The organism is Arthrobacter luteolus NBRC 107841, from assembly GCF_001552075.1.
Taxonomy (GTDB): Bacteria; Actinomycetota; Actinomycetes; order Actinomycetales; family Micrococcaceae; genus Arthrobacter_B; species Arthrobacter_B luteolus.
On the sequence record NZ_BCQM01000001.1, the window covers coordinates 451,432 to 472,983 of the forward strand.

16 protein-coding genes are annotated in these 21,552 nt (G+C 65.0%); 2 read left to right on the forward strand and 14 right to left on the reverse strand.

Going from position 1 to position 21,552, the window contains the following annotated elements; translation table 11 throughout:
* Nucleotide 1: 1 nt before the first annotated feature.
* The 10 genes from AL3_RS02065 to rpoB all read right to left on the reverse strand — a co-directional run bounded on the left by AL3_RS02065 (nucleotide 2) and on the right by rpoB (nucleotide 15,418).
* Nucleotides 2–1,204 carry a thiolase family protein gene (locus tag AL3_RS02065; protein ID WP_066297004.1) on the reverse strand — a complete coding sequence of 401 codons (1,203 nt, stop codon included), beginning with the start codon at nucleotides 1,202–1,204 and terminating at the stop codon, nucleotides 2–4.
* A gap of 207 nt (nucleotides 1,205–1,411) precedes the next feature.
* On the reverse strand, nucleotides 1,412–1,798 hold the full coding sequence (gene pcaC, locus AL3_RS02070) for a 4-carboxymuconolactone decarboxylase (protein WP_246168471.1): 387 nt from the start codon (nucleotides 1,796–1,798) through the stop codon (nucleotides 1,412–1,414).
* A gap of 76 nt (nucleotides 1,799–1,874) precedes the next feature.
* Nucleotides 1,875–2,675 (reverse strand): alpha/beta fold hydrolase, encoded by an 801-nt coding sequence (locus AL3_RS02075; protein WP_066295973.1) that lies wholly within the window; start codon nucleotides 2,673–2,675, stop codon nucleotides 1,875–1,877.
* On the reverse strand, nucleotides 2,672–4,069 hold the full coding sequence (locus AL3_RS02080; protein ID WP_066295980.1) for a lyase family protein: 1,398 nt from the start codon (nucleotides 4,067–4,069) through the stop codon (nucleotides 2,672–2,674). Before AL3_RS02080 ends, AL3_RS02075 begins: the two co-directional genes overlap by 4 nt.
* A 4-nt stretch (nucleotides 4,070–4,073) precedes the next feature.
* Nucleotides 4,074–4,640: a protocatechuate 3,4-dioxygenase subunit alpha gene (gene pcaG, locus AL3_RS02085; RefSeq protein WP_066295982.1), complete on the reverse strand. Its 567-nt coding sequence runs from the start codon at nucleotides 4,638–4,640 to the stop codon at nucleotides 4,074–4,076.
* Entirely contained in the window at nucleotides 4,640–5,464 is an 825-nt protein-coding gene (gene pcaH / locus AL3_RS02090) for a protocatechuate 3,4-dioxygenase subunit beta (protein WP_066295984.1), read from the reverse strand. Before pcaH ends, pcaG begins: the two co-directional genes overlap by 1 nt.
* 139 nt (nucleotides 5,465–5,603) lie before the next feature.
* Nucleotides 5,604–6,800, reverse strand: a complete 1,197-nt coding sequence (locus AL3_RS02095) for a 4-hydroxybenzoate 3-monooxygenase (RefSeq protein WP_066295985.1) — start codon at nucleotides 6,798–6,800, stop codon at nucleotides 5,604–5,606.
* A gap of 133 nt (nucleotides 6,801–6,933) precedes the next feature.
* The gene (locus tag AL3_RS02100) at nucleotides 6,934–7,728 is read right to left on the reverse strand and encodes an IclR family transcriptional regulator (RefSeq protein ID WP_066295988.1); all 795 of its coding nucleotides are present in this window, start codon (nucleotides 7,726–7,728) and stop codon (nucleotides 6,934–6,936) included.
* A 114-nt stretch (nucleotides 7,729–7,842) separates the two neighbouring features.
* Nucleotides 7,843–11,733, reverse strand: a complete 3,891-nt coding sequence (locus AL3_RS02105) for a DNA-directed RNA polymerase subunit beta' (RefSeq protein WP_066295991.1) — start codon at nucleotides 11,731–11,733, stop codon at nucleotides 7,843–7,845.
* Nucleotides 11,734–11,917: 184 nt separating this feature from the next.
* Complete coding sequence (gene rpoB, locus AL3_RS02110; protein ID WP_066296002.1) at nucleotides 11,918–15,418, reverse strand: DNA-directed RNA polymerase subunit beta; 3,501 nt, start codon at nucleotides 15,416–15,418, stop codon at nucleotides 11,918–11,920.
* A 648-nt stretch (nucleotides 15,419–16,066) separates the two neighbouring features.
* On the opposite strand from rpoB, the gene AL3_RS02115 reads away from it, so the two are divergent.
* Together AL3_RS02115 and AL3_RS02120 are read left to right on the forward strand one after the other, a co-directional pair.
* On the forward strand, nucleotides 16,067–17,287 hold the full coding sequence (locus AL3_RS02115; RefSeq protein ID WP_066296008.1) for an acetyl-CoA C-acetyltransferase: 1,221 nt from the start codon (nucleotides 16,067–16,069) through the stop codon (nucleotides 17,285–17,287).
* The gene (locus tag AL3_RS02120) at nucleotides 17,287–17,778 is read left to right on the forward strand and encodes an aminoacyl-tRNA deacylase (RefSeq protein ID WP_066296010.1); all 492 of its coding nucleotides are present in this window, start codon (nucleotides 17,287–17,289) and stop codon (nucleotides 17,776–17,778) included. Before AL3_RS02115 ends, AL3_RS02120 begins: the two co-directional genes overlap by 1 nt.
* 107 nt (nucleotides 17,779–17,885) lie before the next feature.
* Here the strand turns inward: AL3_RS02120 and rplL are convergent, their stop codons facing one another.
* The 4 genes from rplL to AL3_RS02140 form a co-directional block, all read right to left on the reverse strand.
* A complete protein-coding gene (gene rplL, locus AL3_RS02125; RefSeq protein WP_066296012.1) occupies nucleotides 17,886–18,263 on the reverse strand; it encodes a 50S ribosomal protein L7/L12 in 378 nt (125 codons plus the stop codon).
* 61 nt (nucleotides 18,264–18,324) lie between these two features.
* On the reverse strand, nucleotides 18,325–18,894 hold the full coding sequence (gene rplJ / locus AL3_RS02130; RefSeq protein WP_066296013.1) for a 50S ribosomal protein L10: 570 nt from the start codon (nucleotides 18,892–18,894) through the stop codon (nucleotides 18,325–18,327).
* A gap of 311 nt (nucleotides 18,895–19,205) precedes the next feature.
* Nucleotides 19,206–20,075, reverse strand: a complete 870-nt coding sequence (locus AL3_RS02135) for a class II fructose-bisphosphate aldolase (protein WP_066296015.1) — start codon at nucleotides 20,073–20,075, stop codon at nucleotides 19,206–19,208.
* Between the two features lies 1 nt (nucleotide 20,076).
* Nucleotides 20,077–21,495, reverse strand: a complete 1,419-nt coding sequence (locus tag AL3_RS02140; RefSeq protein WP_066296016.1) for a GntP family transporter — start codon at nucleotides 21,493–21,495, stop codon at nucleotides 20,077–20,079.
* Between the last annotated feature and the right edge of the window lie 57 nt (nucleotides 21,496–21,552).

Genomic DNA, 21,552 nt, shown 5'->3' on the forward strand with positions numbered 1-21,552 from the left:
GTTAGGCTTTGGTGTTTTCGAGTACGACGGCGAGGCCCTGGCCGACGCCGATGCAGATGGCGGCGACGCCCCAGCGTTCACCGGAGGATTCCAGGCGGCGGGCCAGCGTGCCGAGGATCCGGGTTCCGGAGGCGCCCAGCGGGTGGCCGATCGAGACGGCGCCGCCCCAGGCGTTGACGATGTTGGGATCAATGTCCCAGGCATCCATGCAGGCCAGTGACTGCGCCGCGAAGGCTTCATTGAGTTCGACGGCGGAAACGTCGCTCCAGGAGATGCCTGCCCGTTTCAGGGCGGTGTTGGCTGCTTCAACCGGTGCGTAGCCGAAGTACTGCGGTTCGTTGGCGGCCGCTCCCCTGCCGGCGATGCGGGCCAGCGGATCAAGTCCGAGCATCTGTGCTGCGGCTTCGCTGCCCAGCCAGGCGGCGGAGGCACCGTCGTTCAGCGGGGAGGCGTTGCCGGCGGTGACCGTGCCGCCGGAGGGTTCTTCGGAGACGGGACGGAAGACCGTCTTCAGCGTGGCCAGTTTCTCCACGGTGGACCCGGCCCGGATGCTCTCGTCGCGGGAGAGGTCAACGCCGTCCACGGCGACGGTCAGGTTACCGTAGCACCCTTCATCCCAGGCTTTGGCCGCCAGCTCGTGCGACCGCGCCGCGAAGGCATCCTGGCGTTCCCGGGTGATTTTGTACTTCTCCCGGAGCTGCTCGGTGGCCTCACCGAGGGACACTGTCCATTCTTTGGGCATGTTCCGGTTGACCAGGCGCCAGCCCAGCGTGGTGGAGGCCAGGGTCTGGTCTCCGGCCGGGTAGGGCTTTTCGTTCTTCGGCAGGACCCAGGGCGCGCGGCTCATGGACTCGGCGCCGCCGACCAGCATCAGGTCAGCGTCACCGGCGTTGATCTGCCGGGAGGCGATCATTGCGGCGTCCAGGGAGGAGCCGCACAGGCGGTTGACCGTGGTGCCGGGGATGGAGACCGGCAGCCCGGCCAGCAGGGTGGCCATGCGGGCGACGTTGCGGTTTTCTTCGCCGGCGCCGTTGGCATTTCCGAAGATCACCTCATCGATGCGCTCGGGGTCGAGTCCCGGTGCCCGTGAGACGGCGGCCTGGACCACCTGGGCGGCGAGATCGTCGGGGCGCACCGCTGCGAGGGCTCCGCCGAAGCGTCCGAACGGGGTCCGGACGGCGTCGTAAATGTAGGCCTGATTCACCATGGCTCCTTTGCTGGGTGCTGCATGCGGTATATCCGCGGACGAATCCGCGAACATCCGTACTGCGTACAGCTTCCAAAAATGTTCGCGGACCGAACATGCGTACAAGATGCGAATTTATCTAAGAATGTCCGAAACCGCCAGCCCTTTCCGGACATGGCGGTTTAAGACGGACGGCGGAAGCCGCCCCGGATGGCCTTGGCTGCGTCAGGCTTCGGTGCTGCCGGCTTCGGCGCTCACTTCGGCGGCGTCCAGTTCGGCGAAAACACCCTGCGCTACCTTGAAGGCCGAGTTCGCGGAGGGAACGCTGCAGTAGATGGCCGACTGCAGGATGACTTCCTTGATTTCATCCCGGGTCAGGCCGTTGCGCAGCGCCGCGCGCACATGCATCGCGAGTTCCTCCAGATGGCCATGGGCGATCAGGGCGGTGAGCGTGATGGCACTGCGCATGGTCCGGTCCAGGCCCGGACGGGTCCAGATGGTGCCCCAGGCATAACGCGTGATCATGTCCTGGAAGTCAGAGGTGAACTCGTCTTTTGCTGCGTTGGCCCGGTCCACGTGGGTATCTCCGAGCACCTGGCGGCGGACCGCCATACCTTCGTCGTAGATGTCCTGCTGGGTTTTGGCGCTGTTCTCGCTCACGGAATCGCTTTCTTGTTCTGTGCCGGATTTACTGGGCGGGGCCAAAAAAACTGCTGAGCAGCTTCGCGGTCTCCGCGGGTTGTTCGGCCGGCACCAGGTGCGCGGCATCGGGGACGACGGCGGACCGTCCGTTGGGAACGCCGGCTGCGATCAGCTCGGCGAAGGATGCGGGGGTGACGGCATCCTCCGCGCCGGCCACCGCCAGCACGGGAACTGAGATTCCGCCCAGACGTTCACGGACATCGAATCCGGCCAGGGCCTGGCAGCAGTAGGCATAGGAGAAGCGGTCGGCGTCCTGCAGGGAATGCAGCAGGGCAGCCGAGGTGTCCTTGTCCCGCTCGATGAAGCCTTCGGCAAACCAGCGCTGCGCCGAACCGATCAGGACGGCCGGTGTGCCCTGGCCGCGCACTGTTTCCGCGCGCGCTTCCCAGCCCTCGGCGTCGCCGATCTTGGCTCCCGAGCACAGGATCGCCAGCTTCCGGAAAGCCTCCGGGAAGTCGAGTCCCAGCTGCAGGCCGACTGCTCCGCCCAGGGAGACCCCGGCGTAGTAACGGTCCTGGGCGGCGGAGATGTCTCCGGCCGAGACCGCACTGTCCACGAGACCGCTGACTGCTGCGGCCAGTTCCGCCAGGCTGAAGCCTTCTGCTGCTGCCGGGCTGTTGCCGTGGCCGGGCAGGTCCCAGGCGATGACCGTGTACCCGTCGAGCAGCGCCGCGGTGCTGCTCCACAGTGCTGTGCCGGAGGTGCCGAGGGACGGTCCGGCGATCAGGACGGGAGCGTCCGGGCCGGCGTTGGAGAGTTGTGTTGCTTTAATCTGCGGGACGCTCACGCGTTCGTCCTTCCGGGGTAGGCCGAGACAATTCGGTCGATCAGGGCAGCTGATTGGCCCAGGTAGTTGGCAGGGTCCAGGAGTTCGGTGAGTTCCTGGTCCCCGAGCTGTCCGGCGGGAACGGCCCCGCGCAGCAGCTCGGCAAAGTCTTCACCGGCCAGGGAACGGCCCACCAGCTCTTGGACGCGTTTTTTGCCCTGCCCGGGCTCTCCGTCGTCCAGCAGCGGGGCAACGCGTGCCATGACTTTTTCGCTCACGACCAGTGGGCCGGCGAGCTGCAGGTTCCTGGCCACGGCACCGGTGTGGACTGTCAGTCCCTCGGTGAGTTCAGCCAGTTTCGCCACCGCTCCCCCGGCCAGCCGCAGCAGCTGGCGCAGGGCCTGCCACTCGACGTGCCAGGATCCGCCGGGCCGTTCGTCGTCCGCTGCTCCGGCTGCTGCCTGCAGCATCACGGTGTAGCCGGGTGCCGCCAGGGCGGCGCTGCGGATCAGAACGGAGAGCACCGGATTCTGCTTTTGCGGCATGGCCGAGGAACCGCCGCGGCCGGCTTCACGCGGTTCACTGACTTCGCCGATTTCCGGACGGCTCAGCAGCAGCACGTCGTTGGAGATCTTTCCCGCCGCGGCGAGCAGGTCCGCCAGGGATGTGCCCAGGCGGGTGACCGGGAGCCGGTTGGTCTGCCACGGGGCCACAGGATCGGCGAGGCCCAGCCTGCCGGCCAGGTCCGCGGACAGGTCCAGGGGGCTGAGGTCCGCCGTATCGGCGGCGGCAGTGAGGGCCGCCATGGTGCCGGAGGCGCCGCCCCACTGCAGGGGCAGGGCCGCCGCAGTGGTGTCCAGCGCCGCAGTGGCCTGCCCGATTCCGTGGAGCCACTGCGCGGCTTTCAAGCCGAAGGTTGACGGCAGGGAATGCTGGGTCAGGGTGCGGGCCACGCTGACGGTTCCGGCGTGCCGGCGTGCCAGCGCCCCGAGGGCGGTTTCCACCCGGCGTGCGTCCGCCAGGATGGTCTCCAGTGTGCGGGAGGCCATCAGCATCAGGGCTGAGTCCAGGATGTCCTGGCTGGTGGCCGCCTTGTGGATGGGACCGGCGGCGTCCGGGGCCTCGGCGCGGACCAGCGCCCGCAGGTCGGCCAGGAGGGGAATAACGGGGTTTCCGCCGCCCTGCGCCCGCGCTGCCAGGTCCGCGATGTCATATCGCGAAGCCTGGCAGGCGGGAGCAACGGCGTCTGGAATCCCGGGTTTGATCAGGCCCACGGAGGCGAGCACCCGCAGCCACTCGAGTTCGACGTCGAGCATGGCCTGCAGCAGTGCCTCGTCGGAGGTCAGCACTGCGGCGCGGGTGCCGGCCCATGCCGGCGACAGTAGTCCGTAGTCGGCAGTTTCCGCGGAGCCCAAGGGATTACGCTCCCGGGTAGGCGAGGAAGACGGTCTCGTCTTCGCCCTGCAGCTTGATGTCCCAGCGCAGGCCGCCGTCGGCCTCGCGCGCGGCGATCAGGGTGCGGCGGCGGTCCTCGGGGAGGGAGGAGAGCAGCGGATCCTTGGCCAGGGCGGCTTCGTCGTCCGGCAGGTACATGCGCGTGTGCAGCTTGTTCAGCAGGCCGCGGGCGAAGATCACCACCGAGATGAACGGTGCGGAGCCTTCCTCTGTCGGGCCCGGATTCACCGTGGTGAAGGTGTAGTTGCCCACGTTGTCGACGGCGGCGCGGCCCCAGCCGGTGAAGGTGTAGCTGTCCCGGACCAGCGAACCGGTCTGCTGCGGAATGCTGCCGTCTTCATCTGCCTGCCAGATTTCCAGCAGAGCGTCGGGAATGACTCCGCCCGCACCGTCGCGGACCGTGCCCTGGACCCGGATGGCGCCCTTGGCACCGGGGTGGACCAGTTCGTTGTCCTTCGAAAAAGGCAGCGCATACCCGTAGAACGGTCCGACCGTCTGGCCGGGGGTTGCGGTGAGTTTCTGCTCGCTCATTACTCTGCGTCCTCGTCTTCCATCCAGGTGCGGTTGCTGCCGGTCAGCACGATGTCCCAGTTGTAGCCGGTGCTCCATTCGTGCTGGGTGAGGTTGTGGTCGTATGTGGCCACAAGCCGGTCCCGGGCTTTCTGGTCGGTAATCGACTGGTAGATCGGGTCCAGGGAGAACAGCGGATCACCGGGGAAGTACATCTGGGTGATCATGCGCTGGGTGAAGTCGGTGCCGAACAGCGAGAAGTGGATGTGCGCCGGGCGCCAGGCGTTGTAGTGGTTCTTCCACGGGTACGGTCCGGGCTTGATGGTGGTGAAGCTGTAGTTGCCGTCGTCATCCGTGATGCAGCGGCCCACGCCGGTGAAGTTGGGATCGATGGGTGCAGGGTGCTGGTCGCGCTTGTGGATGTAGCGGCCGGCGGAGTTGGCCTGCCAGATTTCCACCAGCTGGTTGCGTACAGGGCGGCCGTCGCCGTCGAGGATGCGGCCTGCGACGACGATCCGCTCGCCGAGGGGTTCCCCGTTGTGCTGGATGGTCAGGTCCGATTCGAGGGCGTGGACATCCTGGTGGCCGAAGGCCGGTGACCAGAGTTCGATCGTCTCGGGATCCGTGTGGTGCGGGTCCTTGGTGGGGTGGCGCAGGATGGAACTGCGGTACGGGCGGAAGTCCAGGCGGGGCTGGGTCTCTTCGGCGTCGCCGTCTTCCAGTCCCTTGCGGTAGGCAGCGTGGACATCCTGGATCTCCGCGGTGATCTCATCCTGCGAGCTCTGCGCCGAGTCCGGGCCCTCCACTGGCTGGTCCTGGGGGAACAGGCCGTTTTCCGTCTCCATGATTTTTCCTTTCAACAGGATGCGTACACGACGCGTCCTCGTCATCGTCCAAGCATCCCAGTGGTTTCTACCACATTACACGCTTGTTCACTTTGTGGACGTGCGTTCACAATACGAACGCGGGTGGTGCCTGGCGGTGCTACTTTTCCGGCCAGCCGGTGTAGGCCTCGGCCAGGTAGGACTGACCGTGGCGGGAGGAAACAACACCGTTAAGCTCTCCGAGGGCCCGCTTGCGCTCGAACGGACTGGCGTCCGTCCGGGTGTGCAGCATGGAGGTCATCCAGTAGGAGAAGTTCTGCGCGCGCCAGACCCGCTGGAGCGCCTTGTCGCTGTAGCCGTCGAGCAGTTCCGGGGAATTCGTTGCGTAGAAGGAGTCGATGGCCTCGAAGAGCACCTTGACGTCGGCGAGGGCCAGGTTCAGGCCCTTGGCGCCGGTCGGCGGAACGGTGTGTCCGGCATCGCCGGCGAGGAACATGTTGCCGTAGCGCATCGGTTCGCAGACGTAGGAGCGGAACTTCAGGACCGTCTTCTCGAAGATCGGGCCGCGCTTGAGCTGGAATCCGTCCGGCCCGTCCACCCGGCGCTGAAGCTCTGCCCAGATCTGCTCATCGCTCCAGGCGCCGGCGTCCTCATTCGGATCACACTGGAAGTACATGCGCTGGACGTTGTCATTGCGCTGGCTGATCAGGGCGAAGCCGTAGTCGGAGTTGGCGTAGATCAGTTCCGGGGCGCTCGGGGGTGCTTCGGTCAGGATGCCGAACCAGGCGAACGGGTATTCGATGAAGTTATCTGTCCGCAGTTCCTTCGGGATGGAACGTTTGCAGATGCCCTGGGATCCGTCAGCGCCGACCAGGATGTCGCAGTGGAGTTCGAAGTCGGTACCTTCAGCGTCCGTGAAACGGATCTTGGGAACCGATGTGGTCTGGTCCAGCACCTCCGTGCCGGTGACGGCGTACCGGACGTCGCCGTTATCCCGCTCGCGGGCAGCCGCGAGGTCAACGAAGACCTCGTTCTGCGGGTAGAGCCAGACGGACTCCCCCACCAGCTCTTCGAAGTCGATGCGGTGGCTTACCCCGCCAAAGCGCAGGTCGATGCCGTCGTGCTTGTAACCCTCCGTCAGGACCCGGTCGCTGACACCACCCTCGGTGAGCATGCGCACGCTGCCGTGTTCCAGGATGCCGGCGCGGTGGGTGGTGCGGATGGTTTCGTGGTCCCGCTTTTCCACGACGATATTCTCAATCCCGGACTTTGCGAGCATATGCGAGAGCATCAGGCCTGCGGGACCACCTCCAACGATGCCGACTTGGGTCTTGATGACGGTACGCTCTGCAGCCAACGCTGAACTCCTTTATGGACAAGCTAAAACTCCGGGAACGGATGCCCCTGACTCAAGTGTGAGGACACGCACATAGGCACGGCGAGGCGGTTCTCATTCAATGAGAATAGGCGGCGCCGGATGTCGGAGCCCCTCAGGTAGCTGCCTGCTCCGAAACACCGGGCCGCGGGCCGGCGCCTGCGGTGTAGGTGCCCAGTCCGCGGGAGATGCCCCGGGCGGCAGTCATCAGTGCCGGCACGGTGGCCGCTGTGTTCTCCCGGCCGAGCGGCACCACCACCCCCAGCGCAGCCACCGCGGTGCCCAGCGGACCGAAAACCGGCACGGCGATGCCGGTGGTTTCCGGGTCGACGACGCCGGGCAGGGTGGCGCTGCCTTCCCGCCGGATACCCGCCCACTGCCGCCGGAGGATATCCGGCGCAGGAAAGGGGGTGGGGTCGCCTCGGTGGCGGTCCAGGAACGCTTCCTGCACGTGCCGGGGCGAATGGGCCATCATCACCATGCCCGAGGAAGAGATATGCAGCGGCAGCCTGCCGGCGACCTTGGCGAAGTTGGAGACCGAGCCGCGGCTGGAGAGCCGTTCGATGAAGAGCACCTCATCCTCCTGCAGTACGGAGAGCTGGGTGTGCTGGCGGATGACCGCCTGGATGTCCTCCATAAAGGGCATCGCAACCTGCCGCAGGTCCAGGGCGGCGGAACTCCGGTTGGCCAGTTCCCAGAGCCGCAGGCCAAGGCGCAGTTCGCCCCTGTCCCCACGCTGCAGGACCTGCAGCGCCACCAGCTCACCGGCCAGCCGGTGGGTGGTGGACAGCGGAAGCCCGGCCCGCCGGGCCAGCGTGGCCGCCGGCATGGTGGGGTGTTCGGCGTCGAAAGCCGAGATCAGCCGCAGGATGCGCTCGGCCATGGAGTCGCCGGAAGGTGAATTGGCCATACCCATACTCTGGCACAACTGCTCTGGCGCAACGCCTGGAAGCGGCGGGCGCGGGCTTAAACGGGGAAGGACCCCGCCCAAAGGCGGGGTCCTTCCACTTGGCTTTGCTCCGGTTTAGCGGAACTCACTGCCCATGTCGTAGTCATCCAGCGGGATGGCGTGGAACTCAGGGCTCAGGCCGCCGTCAACTCCGGCGTAGTCGAAGTCGCTGAAGGCGCTCGGGCCGGTGAAGAGATTGGCCTTTGCTTCCTCCGTCGGTTCGACAGTGACCTCGGTGTAACGGGGCAGGCCCGTTCCGGCCGGGATCAGCTTACCGATGATGACGTTTTCCTTGAGGCCGAGCAGCGGATCGCTCTTGCCTTCCATGGCCGCCTGCGTCAGGACGCGGGTGGTTTCCTGGAAGGAAGCAGCGGACAGCCAGGACTCGGTCGCCAGGGATGCCTTGGTGATACCCATCAGCTCCGGACGCCCGGCAGCCGGACGGCGGCCTTCGGAGACCACGCGGCGGTTCTCGCTCTCGAAGCGGCGGCGCTCGGCCAGCTCACCCGGGAGCAGGTCGGAATCGCCGGACTCGATCACGGTCACGCGGCGCAGCATCTGCCGGACGATGACTTCCACGTGCTTGTCGTGGATGCCTACACCCTGGCTGCGGTACACGCGCTGGACTTCGTCCACCAGGAACTCCTGTGCCTTGCGCGGGCCGAGGATGCGGAGGATCTGCTTGGGATCCACTGCACCTGCAACCAGCTGCTGGCCAACCTCAACGTGGTCGCCGTCGGCAACCAGCAGGCGGGCACGGCGCAGAACCGGGTAGGCGATTTCCTCGGAGCCGTCATCGGGAGTGACAACCAGACGCATCTGGCGGTCGGTCTCTTCGATGGTGACCCGTCCGGCCGTCTCGGAGATCGGAGCAACACCCTTGGGGGTACGTGCTTCGAAGAGCTCCTGGATACGGGGCAGACCCTGGGTGATGTCTTCCGCGGAAGCAACACCACCGGTGTGGAAGGTACGCATGGTCAGCTGGGTACCGGGCTCACCGATGGACTGTGCGGCGATGATGCCGACGGCCTCGCCGATGTCCACGGTCTTGCCGGTGGCCAGCGAACGGCCGTAGCAAAGGGCACAGGTACCAACGGCGGACTCACAGGTCAGCACGGAGCGGACCTTGATGTCGGTGACACCGGCGTTGAACAGCTTCTCGATCAGCACATCGCCGACGTCGTCGCCGCCCTTGGCCAGGACGTTGCCTTCCGCATCGGAGACGTCGGTGGCCAGCGTACGGGCGTACGCCGAGTTCTCGACCTCTTCGTGCAGCTGCAGCTCACCGTTGTGATCCGGAACAGCGATCGTGACGTTCAGGCCACGCTCGGTGCCGCAGTCCTCTTCGCGGACAATAACGTCCTGCGAAACGTCCACCAGACGACGGGTCAGGTAACCCGAGTTGGCGGTACGCAGGGCGGTGTCAGCCAGGCCCTTACGGGCACCGTGCGTGGCGATGAAGTATTCCAGCACCGACAGGCCCTCACGGTAGGAGGACTTAATCGGGCGCGGGATGATCTCGCCCTTCGGGTTGGCCACCAGGCCACGGATACCGGCGATCTGCCGGACCTGCAGCCAGTTACCTCGGGCACCCGAGGAAACCATGCGGTTGATGTTGTTCTCGATCGGCATGTTGTCGCGCATAGCCTTGGCAACTTCGTTCGTTGCCTGGTTCCAGATGTCGATCAGTTCCTGACGGCGCTCGTCTTCAGCGATCAGGCCCTTGCCGTACTGGGTTTCAACCTTGGCGGCACGTGCTTCGTAAACCTCCATGATGGCAGGCTTGTCGATCGGAGCAGCGATGTCCGAGATGGCGACGGTGACGCCCGAGCGGGTGGCCCAGTAGAAACCGGAATCCTTCAGGTTATCCAGCGTTGCCGCGGTGACGACCTTCGGGTAGCGCTCGGCAAGATCGTTGACGATCTTCGAGAGCTGGCCCTTGTCTGCAACCGACTCAACCCACGGGTAGTCCGCCGGCAGGGTCTGGTTGAAGAGGACCTGGCCAAGGGAGGTCGGGATGAGGGCAGGAGTGCCTTCTTCCCAGCCTTCCGGAGCCGGCTGGTCCTCGCTGGGGATGAAGCCCTCGACGCGGATCCGGACCGGTGCGTTCAGGTGCAGTTCGCCAAGGTCGTGTGCCATCACGGCTTCCGCCATCGAGGAGAACACGCGGCCTTCGCCGGCTGCGCCCTGACGCTTGGTGGTCAGGTGGTGCAGGCCGATGATCATATCCTGCGAAGGCAGGGTCACCGGACGGCCGTCGGACGGCTTCAGGATGTTGTTCGAGGACAGCATCAGGATGCGGGCTTCAGCCTGTGCTTCGGGGCTCAGCGGCAGGTGGACTGCCATCTGGTCACCGTCGAAGTCAGCGTTGAAGGCGCCACAGACCAGCGGGTGCAGCTGCAGGGCCTTGCCCTCAACCAGCTGCGGCTCGAAGGCCTGGATACCGAGGCGGTGCAGGGTAGGTGCACGGTTGAGCAGCACCGGGTGTTCGGTGATGATCTCTTCCAGTACGTCCCAGACCTGCGGACGGAAACGCTCGACCATGCGCTTGGCGCTCTTGATGTTCTGTGCGTGGTTGAGGTCAACCAGGCGCTTCATCACGAACGGCTTGAAGAGCTCCAGTGCCATCTGCTTGGGCAGGCCACACTGGTGCAGCTTCAGCTGCGGACCAACCACGATCACGGAACGGCCGGAGTAGTCAACGCGCTTGCCGAGCAGGTTCTGGCGGAACCGGCCCTGCTTGCCCTTGAGCATGTCCGAGAGCGACTTCAGCGGGCGGTTGCCCGGTCCGGTGACCGGACGGCCGCGGCGGCCGTTGTCGAACAGGGAGTCAACGGCTTCCTGGAGCATCCGCTTTTCGTTGTTCACGATGATCTCGGGAGCACCGAGGTCAAGCAGCCGCTTCAGGCGGTTGTTGCGGTTGATCACACGGCGGTACAGGTCGTTGAGGTCGGACGTCGCGAAACGGCCGCCGTCGAGCTGAACCATCGGGCGCAGTTCCGGCGGGATCACCGGTACGGCGTCGAGGACCATGCCCATCGGGCTGTTGGTCGTGGTCAGGAACGCGTTGACAACCTTCAGGCGCTTCAGGGCACGCGTCTTGCGCTGGCCCTTGCCGTTCTGGATGATCTCGCGCAGGTTCTCGGACTCTGCCTGCATGTCGAAGTCTTCAAGACGCTTCTTGATGGCTTCGGCACCCATGGAGCCTTCGAAGTACAGGCCGTAACGGTCGCGCAGTTCGCGGTAGAGGCCTTCGTCGCCCTCGAGGTCGCCGACCTTGAGGTTCTTGAAGCGCTCCCAGACCTGCTCGAGGCGTTCGATGTTGTTGTCAGCGTCGCGGCGGACCTTGGCCATCTGGCGGTCGGCGGAGTCGCGGGCCTTCTTCTTATCGGCAGCCTTGGCGCCTTCACCTTCGAGACGGGCAAGCTCGTTCTCGAGGTCCTTGGCGATCGCGGCGATGTCGGAGTCGCGCTGGTCGACGAGGTGCTTGCGCTCCAGGTCGTGCTCGGCCTGCAGGTTGGGCAGCTCGGTGTGGCGGTTCTCTTCGTCCACCGAGGTGATCATGTAGGCAGCGAAGTAGATGACCTTCTCCAGGTCCTTCGGTGCCAGGTCCAGCAGGTAGCCCAGGCGGGAGGGAACACCCTTGAAGTACCAGATGTGGGTAACCGGAGCAGCAAGCTCGATGTGGCCCATCCGCTCGCGGCGGACCTTGGCACGGGTTACTTCAACACCACAGCGCTCACAGATGATGCCCTTGAAGCGCACACGCTTGTACTTACCGCAGTAGCATTCCCAGTCGCGGGACGGACCGAAGATCTTCTCGCAGAAAAGACCGTCCTTCTCCGGCTTCAGGGTTCGGTAGTTAATGGTTTCCGGCTTTTTGACCTCGCCGTAAGACCAGTTGCGGATTTCGTCCGCAGTGGCAAGGCCGATTCGCATGAGGCCGAACGTGGAATCGTTGGACATGGGTCCCTGTTCTCTCTTGTTCTCTAAATCTGAATGTCTCGGGTACGGGAAGAACTAAGGTGACTACCCCAACGGCGCCGGGTGGTCCGGGTTAGGCGGCTTTAATATTCCGGGCGAGCTCTGCGAGCTGCGGAATTTCGTTGCCGCCGTTCCGGGCCTCCCGGCGCCAGCCGGGATGGAAAACCTAAACTTCTTCGACTGAGCTCGGCTCTGCGCGGGACAGATCAATACCCAGCTCTTCCGCGGCCCGGAAGACTTCTTCATCCGAGTCACGCATTTCAATCGTGTTGCCCTCGGTGGAGAGTACTTCCACGTTCAGGCAGAGCGACTGCATTTCCTTGATGAGCACCTTGAACGATTCCGGAACGCCGGGCTCCGGGATGTTCTCACCCTTCACGATGGCTTCGTAGACCTTGACGCGGCCGTGGATGTCATCGGACTTGATGGTGAGCAGTTCCTGCAGGGTGTACGCGGCACCGTAGGCTTCCAGGGCCCAGACTTCCATTTCACCGAAGCGCTGGCCGCCGAACTGTGCCTTACCACCCAGCGGCTGCTGGGTGATCATGGAGTACGGACCCGTGGAGCGTGCGTGGATCTTGTCGTCGACAAGGTGGTGCAGCTTCAGGATGTACATGTAGCCAACGGAGATCGGATCCGGGAACGGCTGGCCGGAGCGGCCGTCGAACAGACGGGCCTTACCGGAAGCACCGATCAGGCGGTCGCCGTCGCGGGTCACGTTCGTGGCATCCAGGAGGTTGGTGATTTCATCCTCGCTGGCACCGTCGAACACCGGGGTGGCAACCGTGGTGGGAGCGGATTCACGCGGCAGTGCGGGCAGGTCCTTGACCCAGTCCGGCTCTCCCTCGATCTTCCAGCCCTGCTTGGCAGCCCAGCCCAGGTGGATTTCCAGGACCTGGCCAACGTTCATTCGGCCCGGAACACCCAGCGGGTTCAGGACGATGTCGACGGGGGTGCCGTCTTCCATGAACGGCATGTCCTCGATCGGCAGGATCTTGGAGATAACGCCCTTGTTGCCGTGGCGGCCGGCCAGCTTGTCGCCGTCGGTGATCTTGCGCTTGTGGGCAACGTAGACGCGCACCAGCTGGTTGACGCCCGGGGGCAGCTCGTCGTCGTTGTCGCGGTCGAAGATACGCACGCCGATGACGGTTCCGGACTCGCCGTGGGGAACCTTCAGGGAGGTGTCGCGGACTTCGCGGCTCTTCTCGCCGAAGATGGCGCGCAGCAGGCGCTCTTCGGGAGTGAGTTCCGTTTCGCCCTTCGGCGTCACGCGGCCAACCAGGATGTCTCCTGCTTCAACCTCGGCACCGATGTGGATGATGCCGCGCTCGTCGAGCTGCGAGAGCACTTCCTCGGACACGTTCGGGATGTCACGGGTGATTTCCTCGGCACCGAGCTTGGTGTCGCGGGCATCAACTTCGTGCTCCTCGATGTGGATCGAGGTCAGGACATCGTCGGAGACCATGCGCTGGGAGAGGATGATCGCATCCTCGTAGTTGTGGCCTTCCCAGGACATGAATGCCACGAGCAGGTTCTTGCCCAGTGCCAGTTCGCCCTGGTCGGTGGAGGGGCCGTCGGCGATAACGTCGTTGACCTCAACCCGGGTGCCTTCGGAAACGATCACGCGCTGGTTGTAGGCGTTGCCCTGGTTCGAGCGCGCAAACTTCATGATCGGGTAGCTGGTCTCGGTGCCGTCGTCGTTCATGACGGTGACGAGGTCAGCGGACACCTCGGTGACGACGCCGGCCTTGACGGCGGTGACGGAGTCGCCGGCGTCGATGGCTGCGTACTTCTCCATGCCGGTGCCCACCACGGGACGCTCGGAGCGGAGCAGGGGCACGGCCTGGCGCTGCATGTTCGCACCCATGAGGGCACGGTTGGCATCGTCATGCTCAAGGAACGGAATCAGGGCGGTTGCCACCGACACCATCTGGCGCGGGGAAACGTCCATGTACTCGACCTCGGTGGGCTCGACGAGCACGGGCTCGCCGGATCCGCCGCGGGCACGGACGAGGACCAGGTCCTCTTCGAAGTGGTTGTCGGCACGCAGCGGGGCGTTTGCCTGTGCGATCGTGCGCTCGACTTCGTCATCTGCCGTCAGGTAGTCGACCTGGTCGGTAACGACGCCGTCCACAACCTTGCGGTACGGGGTTTCGATGAAACCGAAGGCGTTGATCCGGGCGTAGGATGCCAGCGAACCGATCAGGCCGATGTTCGGGCCTTCAGGGGTTTCGATCGGGCACATACGGCCGTAGTGCGAGGGGTGGACGTCTCGGACTTCCATGCCTGCACGGTCACGGGACAGACCGCCCGGGCCCAGCGCGGACAGGCGGCGCTTGTGGGTCAGACCGGCCAGCGGGTTGTTCTGATCCATGAACTGCGAGAGCTGGGAGGTTCCGAAGAACTCCTTGATCGCAGCCACGACCGGACGGATGTTGATCAGGGTCTGAGGCGTGATGGCCTCGACGTCCTGGGTGGTCATCCGTTCACGGACCACACGCTCCATGCGGGACAGGCCGGTGCGGATCTGGTTCTCGATCAGCTCGCCCACGGCGCGGATACGGCGGTTGCCGAAGTGGTCAATGTCGTCGACCTCAACGCGGATGTCCACGTCTTCGCCGTTGCGCTTGCCCGGAACAGTCTTCTCGCCGGCGTGCAGCGCAACGAGGAACTTGATCATGGCGACAATGTCGTCGATGTTCAGGACCGAGGCATCGGAATCGGTGATGGCCTTCTCGACGCCGAGCTTGCGGTTGATCTTGTAACGGCCAACCTTGGCCAGATCGTAGCGCTTCGGGTTGAAGTACAGGTTCTCCAGCAGGGTCTTCGCTGCCTCGACCGTGGGCGGCTCTCCCGGACGGAGCTTGCGGTAGATGTCCAGCAGGGCATCTTCCTGGGTCTCCGTGGGGTCCTTCTCCAGGGTGGCGCGGATCGAGTCGTACTCGCCGAAGGTTTCCAGGATCTGGCCCTCGGTCCAGCCCAGAGCCTTCAGCAGGATGGTGACGGACTGCTTGCGCTTGCGGTCCAGGCGGACGCCCACCTGGTCGCGCTTGTCGATTTCGAGTTCGAACCATGCACCGCGGGAAGGGATGATCTTCGCGGTGTAGATGTCCTTGTCGCTGGTCTTGTCAGCGGTGCGCTCAAAGTAGGCGCCCGGGGAACGGACCAGCTGGGAGACGACGACGCGCTCGGTGCCGTTGATGACGAAGGTGCCCTTGTCGGTCATCAGCGGGAAGTCGCCCATGAACACGGTCTGCTGCTTGATTTCGCCCGTGTTGTTGTTCATGAACTCGGCCTTGACGTACAGCGGAGCCGAGTACGTTGCGTCCCGGTCCTTGCATTCGGCCATGGTGTACTTCGGGTCCGCGAATTCCGGCTCGGAGAAGCTCAGGGACATGGTGCCCTGGAAGTCCTCGATCGGGGAGATCTCTTCGAAGATGTCCGAGAGGCCGGAGGTTGTGGCGAAGCCTGCCTCGCCCGCTTCCTGCGCCTTCCTTACGCGTTCCTTCCAGCGCTCGTTGCCGACGAGCCAGTCAAAGCTGTCCGTCTGCAGGGCAAGAAGATTGGGAACATCCAGCGGTTCGTGAATCTTTGCGAATGAAATCCGGGACGCTGCGTTCTCCGGATTGGTAGCGGTTGCATTATTAGAGGTGCTCGAGGCGACCAAGAGGGATCCTTCCACAGACCTTCAGGCGTGTTTCACGCTCCCCCTCTGCACTGACGGACCTGGTCCGCGTGCGTCCTGACCGGGCGTAACGCACGTCGGAATGGTTCAAAAGGGAGCATTTACCATGCATTTGAACGATCCGGACGCCGCCTGGCCCGTGACACAGCCCACCGCTATATGAAGGCTGAAGGTTAAGAGAGGGAAGCAAATATCTACTATATGGCATTGGGGACACAGAAGTCTACCCGGTATTCGAAACCCCTGCCAGCTCAACCCTGGATCCAGCAGCTCTGAACCAAAAGGTTCCTGACTGCGGCTTCCTGTCCGGGGAGCTACGGGCGTGGTGCCAGCGTACCGATTTGTGGCTGGCTAGGAATAAGCGTACCCCAAGTCCGCCGGGTGTGCGCGATTTACCTGCGCCGCGTCCTGAACCGGGCCCGTGCCGCATCCTCTGCCGGCCCTCTCCCGCTTCCTGAGCCGGGCAGCCCGGACCGCAAAGCGGCGGGAGTGCGGTGCGGGAGGGCGGTGCGGGAATGACCCGCCCGGGCGCTCTTCCAACGGTGTGTCCCGCACCACGTCCAAAAGGTAGCCTAGGGGCAGCTGTTTCCTTCAGGAACTGATTCCCTTCGACGAGAGTGGACTGGCCGCATGAGCACCCCCGCAACTGCAGAACCCGGATCAACCCGAGCCACAGACGTGGTGATCGTGGGTGGAGCCCGCACCCCGCAGGGCCGGCTGAACGGCCAGCTCGCCCCGTTTACCGCCGTCGAGCTGGGCGCCTTCGCCATCGCCGGCGCGCTGGAGCGTTCCGGCGTCGATCCGTCCCAGGTGGACACGCTGATCATGGGGCACGTGGTCCAGGCCGGGTGCGGGCAGAATCCGGCGCGGCAGGCGGCCATCAAGGCAGGCCTGGGCTGGGACGTGCCGACGGTGACCATCAACAAGGTCTGCCTCTCCGGGCTGGCCTCGATTACCGATGCAGCCCGCCTGATCCGCAGCGGGGAGGCTACGGTGGCCGTAGCCGGCGGGCAGGAATCGATGACCCGCGGGCCGCACGTCCTGCCCGGTTCACGGCAGGGCTGGAACTACGGCAGCATGTCGGTGCTGGATTCCGTGGCCCACGACGGCCTTACCGACGCTTTCGACAACGAATCGATGGGTGTCTCCACCGAACGGGGCAATGCCGCCCTGGGTATCGGGCGCACCGCTCAGGATGAGGTGGCGGCTGCCTCCCACCAGCGCGCCGCAGCGGCGGCAGCGGCGGGAATTTTCGACGTCGAGATAACACCGGTCAGCGTGCCGCAGCGCAAGGGTGAACCGCTGGTGCTCACGGCGGATGAAGGCATCCGTCCGGGCACCACAGTGGAAACACTTGCCGGCCTGCGTCCGGCCTTCGCCGAGGAGGGCACCATCACGGCAGGTAACTCCTCTCCGCTTTCCGACGGCGCTGCCGCCGTCGTGCTGACCTCGCGGGCCTTCGCCGAGGAGCAGGGTCTGCAGATCCTCGCCGTGGTGGGTATGCCCGGCCAGGTTGCCGGACCGGACAACAGCCTGCATTCCCAGCCGGCCAACGCAATATCACAGGCGCTCAAGCGGGCCGGGTGGACTGCCGGTGACCTGGATTTCGTGGAGATCAATGAGGCCTTCGGTTCCGTTGCGGTGCAGTCGCTGCAGGAGCTGGGCATGGACCTGGCCGACTGCAACATCCACGGCGGAGCGATTGCCCTCGGCCACCCGATCGGGGCGTCCGGGGCACGGCTGGCCCTGCACGCCGCACACGAACTCAACCGGCGCGGCTCGGGGCGTGCCGCCGTCGGGCTCTGTGGAGGCGGCGGCCAGGGCGAAGCCCTCCTGCTGTACCGCGCGTAGTGGCCGCCGAGCCGGTCCGGGGCCGGGAACGGGTGCAGGCTGCCGCCCGGGAACTGGGCCTGAACGTCGAGATCATTGACCGCCCGGATGCGTCCTCCCTGGCCGAAGCGGCCGCTTTACTGGGCATCAGCCCCGGGGAGATTGTGAAGTCCCTGGTGGTCCGGCGGAAGGCCGGGGAGTACCTGTTTGTGCTGGTCCCCGGCGACGAGCAGATTTCCTGGCCCAAACTGCGGGCGGCGGCCGGCGCCAACAAGCTCACCCTGCCACCGGCCGGGGAAGCCTTCGAAGCCACAGGCTACGCCCGCGGCACGATTACGCCGCTGGGCAGCACCATCAGCTGGCCGGTCTTCGCAGCTCCCGCCATCCGGGGCAAACGGGTGTCGATGGGTGCCGGCGAGCACGGGGCCAGCCTTTTCGTAAACGGTGATGACCTGCTCGCTGTCTTGGACGCCCAGGTCATCGACATCACCGAACCGCTGCCCCTCCCCTAGCCTGCTTCCATAGCCGAAGGCTGCCGTCCGGGGCAAAGCAAAAACCCCCGCTTCCTGTGCAGGAAGCGGGGGTTTTCGAAGCAATACGGCTGGGCCGCAAGGCAGTGCTACTTGAGGGTAACCGTTGCGCCGGCAGCCTCGAGGGCTTCCTTTGCCTTTTCGGCGGTCTCCTTGTTGGCACCTTCGAGGATGGCCTTCGGAGCACTGTCAACCAGGTCCTTGGCTTCCTTCAGGCCCAGGGAAGTCAGCGCGCGGACTTCCTTGATCACTGCGATCTTCTTTTCGCCAGCGGATTCGAGAACAACATCGAATTCGCTCTGCTCTTCAGCAGCTTCAGCAGCGCCGCCGCCAGCCGGACCGGCAACTGCAACAGCAGCAGCGGTGACGTCGAACGTCTCTTCGAAGAGCTTCACGAAGTCGGAGAGCTCGATGATGGACAGTTCCTTGAAAGCCTCAATGAGCTCTTCGTTGGTGAGCTTCGCCATGATGTGGCGTCCTTCCTATAGTTGGTGCTCGCAGGCACCGGAGATTGGATGAGAAGAGGTTCTACTCTTCGGTGGCTGCTTCTGCGGCGGGAGCTTCTTCTGCAGCGGCCGGGGCCTCTTCTGCAGCAGGAGCAGCGGGAGCGCCGCTCTCCTCTTCGAGCTTCAGACGCAGTGCATCTGCCGTGCGGGCCAGCATGGACATCGGAGCCTTGAGGACACCGGCGACACGTGCAAGCTGGAACTCACGGGATTCAAGCGCAGCAAGGGCAGCAACACCGGCTGCGTCGAGGTTGTTGCCCTCGAAGACACCGGTCTTGATGATCAGCTGCGGGTTGGTCTTGGCAAAATCCGTCAGGCTCTTTGCAGCCGCAACTGCGTCACCCTTGATGAAGGCGATTGCAGTGGGGCCGGAGAGCTGGCCATCGAATGCATCGATGCCGGCTTCCTTGGCTGCAATGCCCGTCAGGGTGTTCTTCACGACCGAGTACTTGGTGTCCTGGCCGAGCGAACGGCGCAGCTCCTTGAGCTGTGCAACGGTGAGCCCGCGGTATTCGGTTAGGACAGCAGCGGTCGAATCCTTGAAATCGTTGGCGATCTCTTCGACTGCTGACACCTTTGTTGGCGTTGCCATAACCCTCCTTCCGGGGAAATAGTGCCGGTGGATCGGGTCCCGAACATAAAAAACGCCCCGGGCAGATGCACGGGGCTTTACTCAACAGACCTGGGTCCGGAGTTCAGTTCGTTCACCTGCGCAGGCCGCCCTATAAAGGGACTTTCGGATGTTTCTCCAACCGGGTTCCACACGTGGAAGACTGATGGTTCAGCCAAACGGTGGGATTGAATGCACATCGACCGACGGTCTTTGGTAGTTCAAGCTTAGGGGAGAATCCCCGGGAGGCCAAATCGCCGGCGCAGCCATGGCCGCGCCGGCGATTCACGCCCCTACAGGTTCCGGACCCCCGGGCGCAGCAGTTCCAGCGCCCAGGCGGCCGTCGCCGCTGCGGAGCCGCTCCAGACACCCAGCAGTCCCAGCATGTTCTGGCCCGCTGCCTGCATGCCCGGAAGGGCTTCGGCCACCGCGGCAAGCGTGGAGGTCCGCAGTTCCGTGTTGATATTGACTTTGCCGATCCCGGCACCGGCAGCGCGGCGCAGGTCCGCCTCGTCGAGGCCCGAGGCACCGTGCAGGACCAGCGGAACGGTCCCGGCCGCGGCCTTCACCGCACCGAGCCGGTTCCAGTCCAGGTGCGGCGCACCCTTGTAGTTGCCGTGGACGTTGCCGACGGCGACTGCCAGCAGGCCGGCGCCGGAGGCCGCAAGGAACCCGGTCACCAGTGCCGGGTCCGTCATTCCGGCAAAGCGGTCTGCTTCCGCGGCTGCCGAGGCGTCATCCTCGTCACCGGGCAGGGCTCCAAGCTCAGCCTCTACGACAATGTCCAGCCCGGCCAGTGAGCGCACGACGCCGGCCACGAACGCCGCGTTCGCCGCGGGTTCCAGCGGCGATCCGTCGGCGAGGACACTGTCCGCACCGGCTGTGGCCGCGGCGAGGATGAGTTCCGGGTCGGCGGCGTGGTCCAGTTGGACCAGGACCGGCACGGACGCTGCGTCGGCCAGGCCGCGCAGAGCCGTAATGAACCGCATCCCGCCAGGTCCCGCGGCGGTCTTGGGCGCCACCAGCAGGATGACCGGTCGAGCGGCCTCCTCTGCTGCGCCCACCACAGCCAGTGCCGTGGTGAAGTCGTAACAGGTCAGTGCCGGTACGGCACCGCCGCCCGCCAGTTCACCCGCAACGACGTCGTTCAGCCGGGCCCGCAAGTCAGCCTGCCAGCGGGGACAGGACCAGCCACAGGAGGCTGGTCAGCGCGAAGCCGCAGAGGCCCAGGATGGTGGTGAGGACCGTCCAGGTCCTGAGCCCGTCCGCGACGGACAGCCCGAGGTAACGGGTCACGATCCAGAAACCTGAGTCGTTGACGTGGGAGAAACCGAACGCGCCGAATCCGATGGCAATGGTGATCAGGGCCATCTGCAGGGCGGAGTACTCCCCCGCACCGACCGATGCGGCCAGCAGGCCGGCGGTGGTGACGATGGCGACCGTCGCCGAGCCCTGGGCAGCACGCAGCACTGCGGCCAGGAGGTAACCCATCAGCAGGATCGGCAGCCCGGCTGAAGACAGCGTGTCCGCCAGAGCGGTACCGATGCCCGATTCGGTAAGGACCTTGCCGAACGCACCGCCGGCACCGGTCACCAGGATGACGATTGCGGCCGGAGCCAGGGCGGCGTCCATGACCTCGCCCGTTGTGGAGGCGCTCCAGCCGCGGCGGATGCCGAGGAAGATGAAGGCCAGGAACACGGTCACCAGGAGTGCGATGACGGGTGAACCGATGAGGCCCAGGGCCGGCAGGGCAGCGGATCCCTCGGGAAGGACGACGGCGCTGACCGTGCCGAGCATGATCATCACGATCGGCAGGACGATCAGTGCGATGATCATGGCCGGGCTGGGCGGTGCCTGCACTTCGGTCTTCGTCTTGACGGCGGTGCCGCCGGCACCGGATTCCAGCTCCACTTCGGACTTGCCGCTGCCGAAGAGGCGGAACTGCTCTGCCGTGGCAGGCAGCATGGGGTAGTCACGGCGGTTCATCCATTTGGCCGTGAAGTAGGCCGGCACGCCCAGGACGGCGCAGATGGCCAGGGCAATGATCGTGATCCAGCCGATGTCCGAGCCGATGACGCCCGCGCCGCCGACAATTCCCGGGTGCGGCGGGGCAACCACGTGCACGGCAAGCATGATCGCTGCCACGGGCAGGCCCACCTTGAGCGGGTTAACACCGGCGGCTTTAGCGAAGCCGTAGACGATCGGCACCAGGATGATGAAGCCGACGTCGAAGAACACCGGGATGGCCAGCAGGAAGGCCGCGGCCGTCAGGGCGGCGGTAACCCGTTTCGGGCCGAGGATCTTGGTGAACTTGCCGGCCAGCGCCTCAGCGCCGCCGGAAAGCTCGATCATCTTGCCGAGCATGGCGCCCAGCCCCACCAGGATGGCGACGGATCCGAGGGTTCCGCCGAGGCCGGATTGGACTGAGGTGATGACTTCGTCCAGCGGGATGCCGGCGGCGATCGCCACCAGGACGCTGACAGTCAGCAGGGCCAGGAAGGCCGGAATCTTGAACTTGATGACGGCGAGCAGCAGGACTGCAACGCCGGCCACCGCAATGATCAAGAGCGTCATAGCGCTCATGGGTGTCTCCTTTGACAGGTGCGGGTGATGTTTTTGAACTGTGGAAGATGTGCCCGG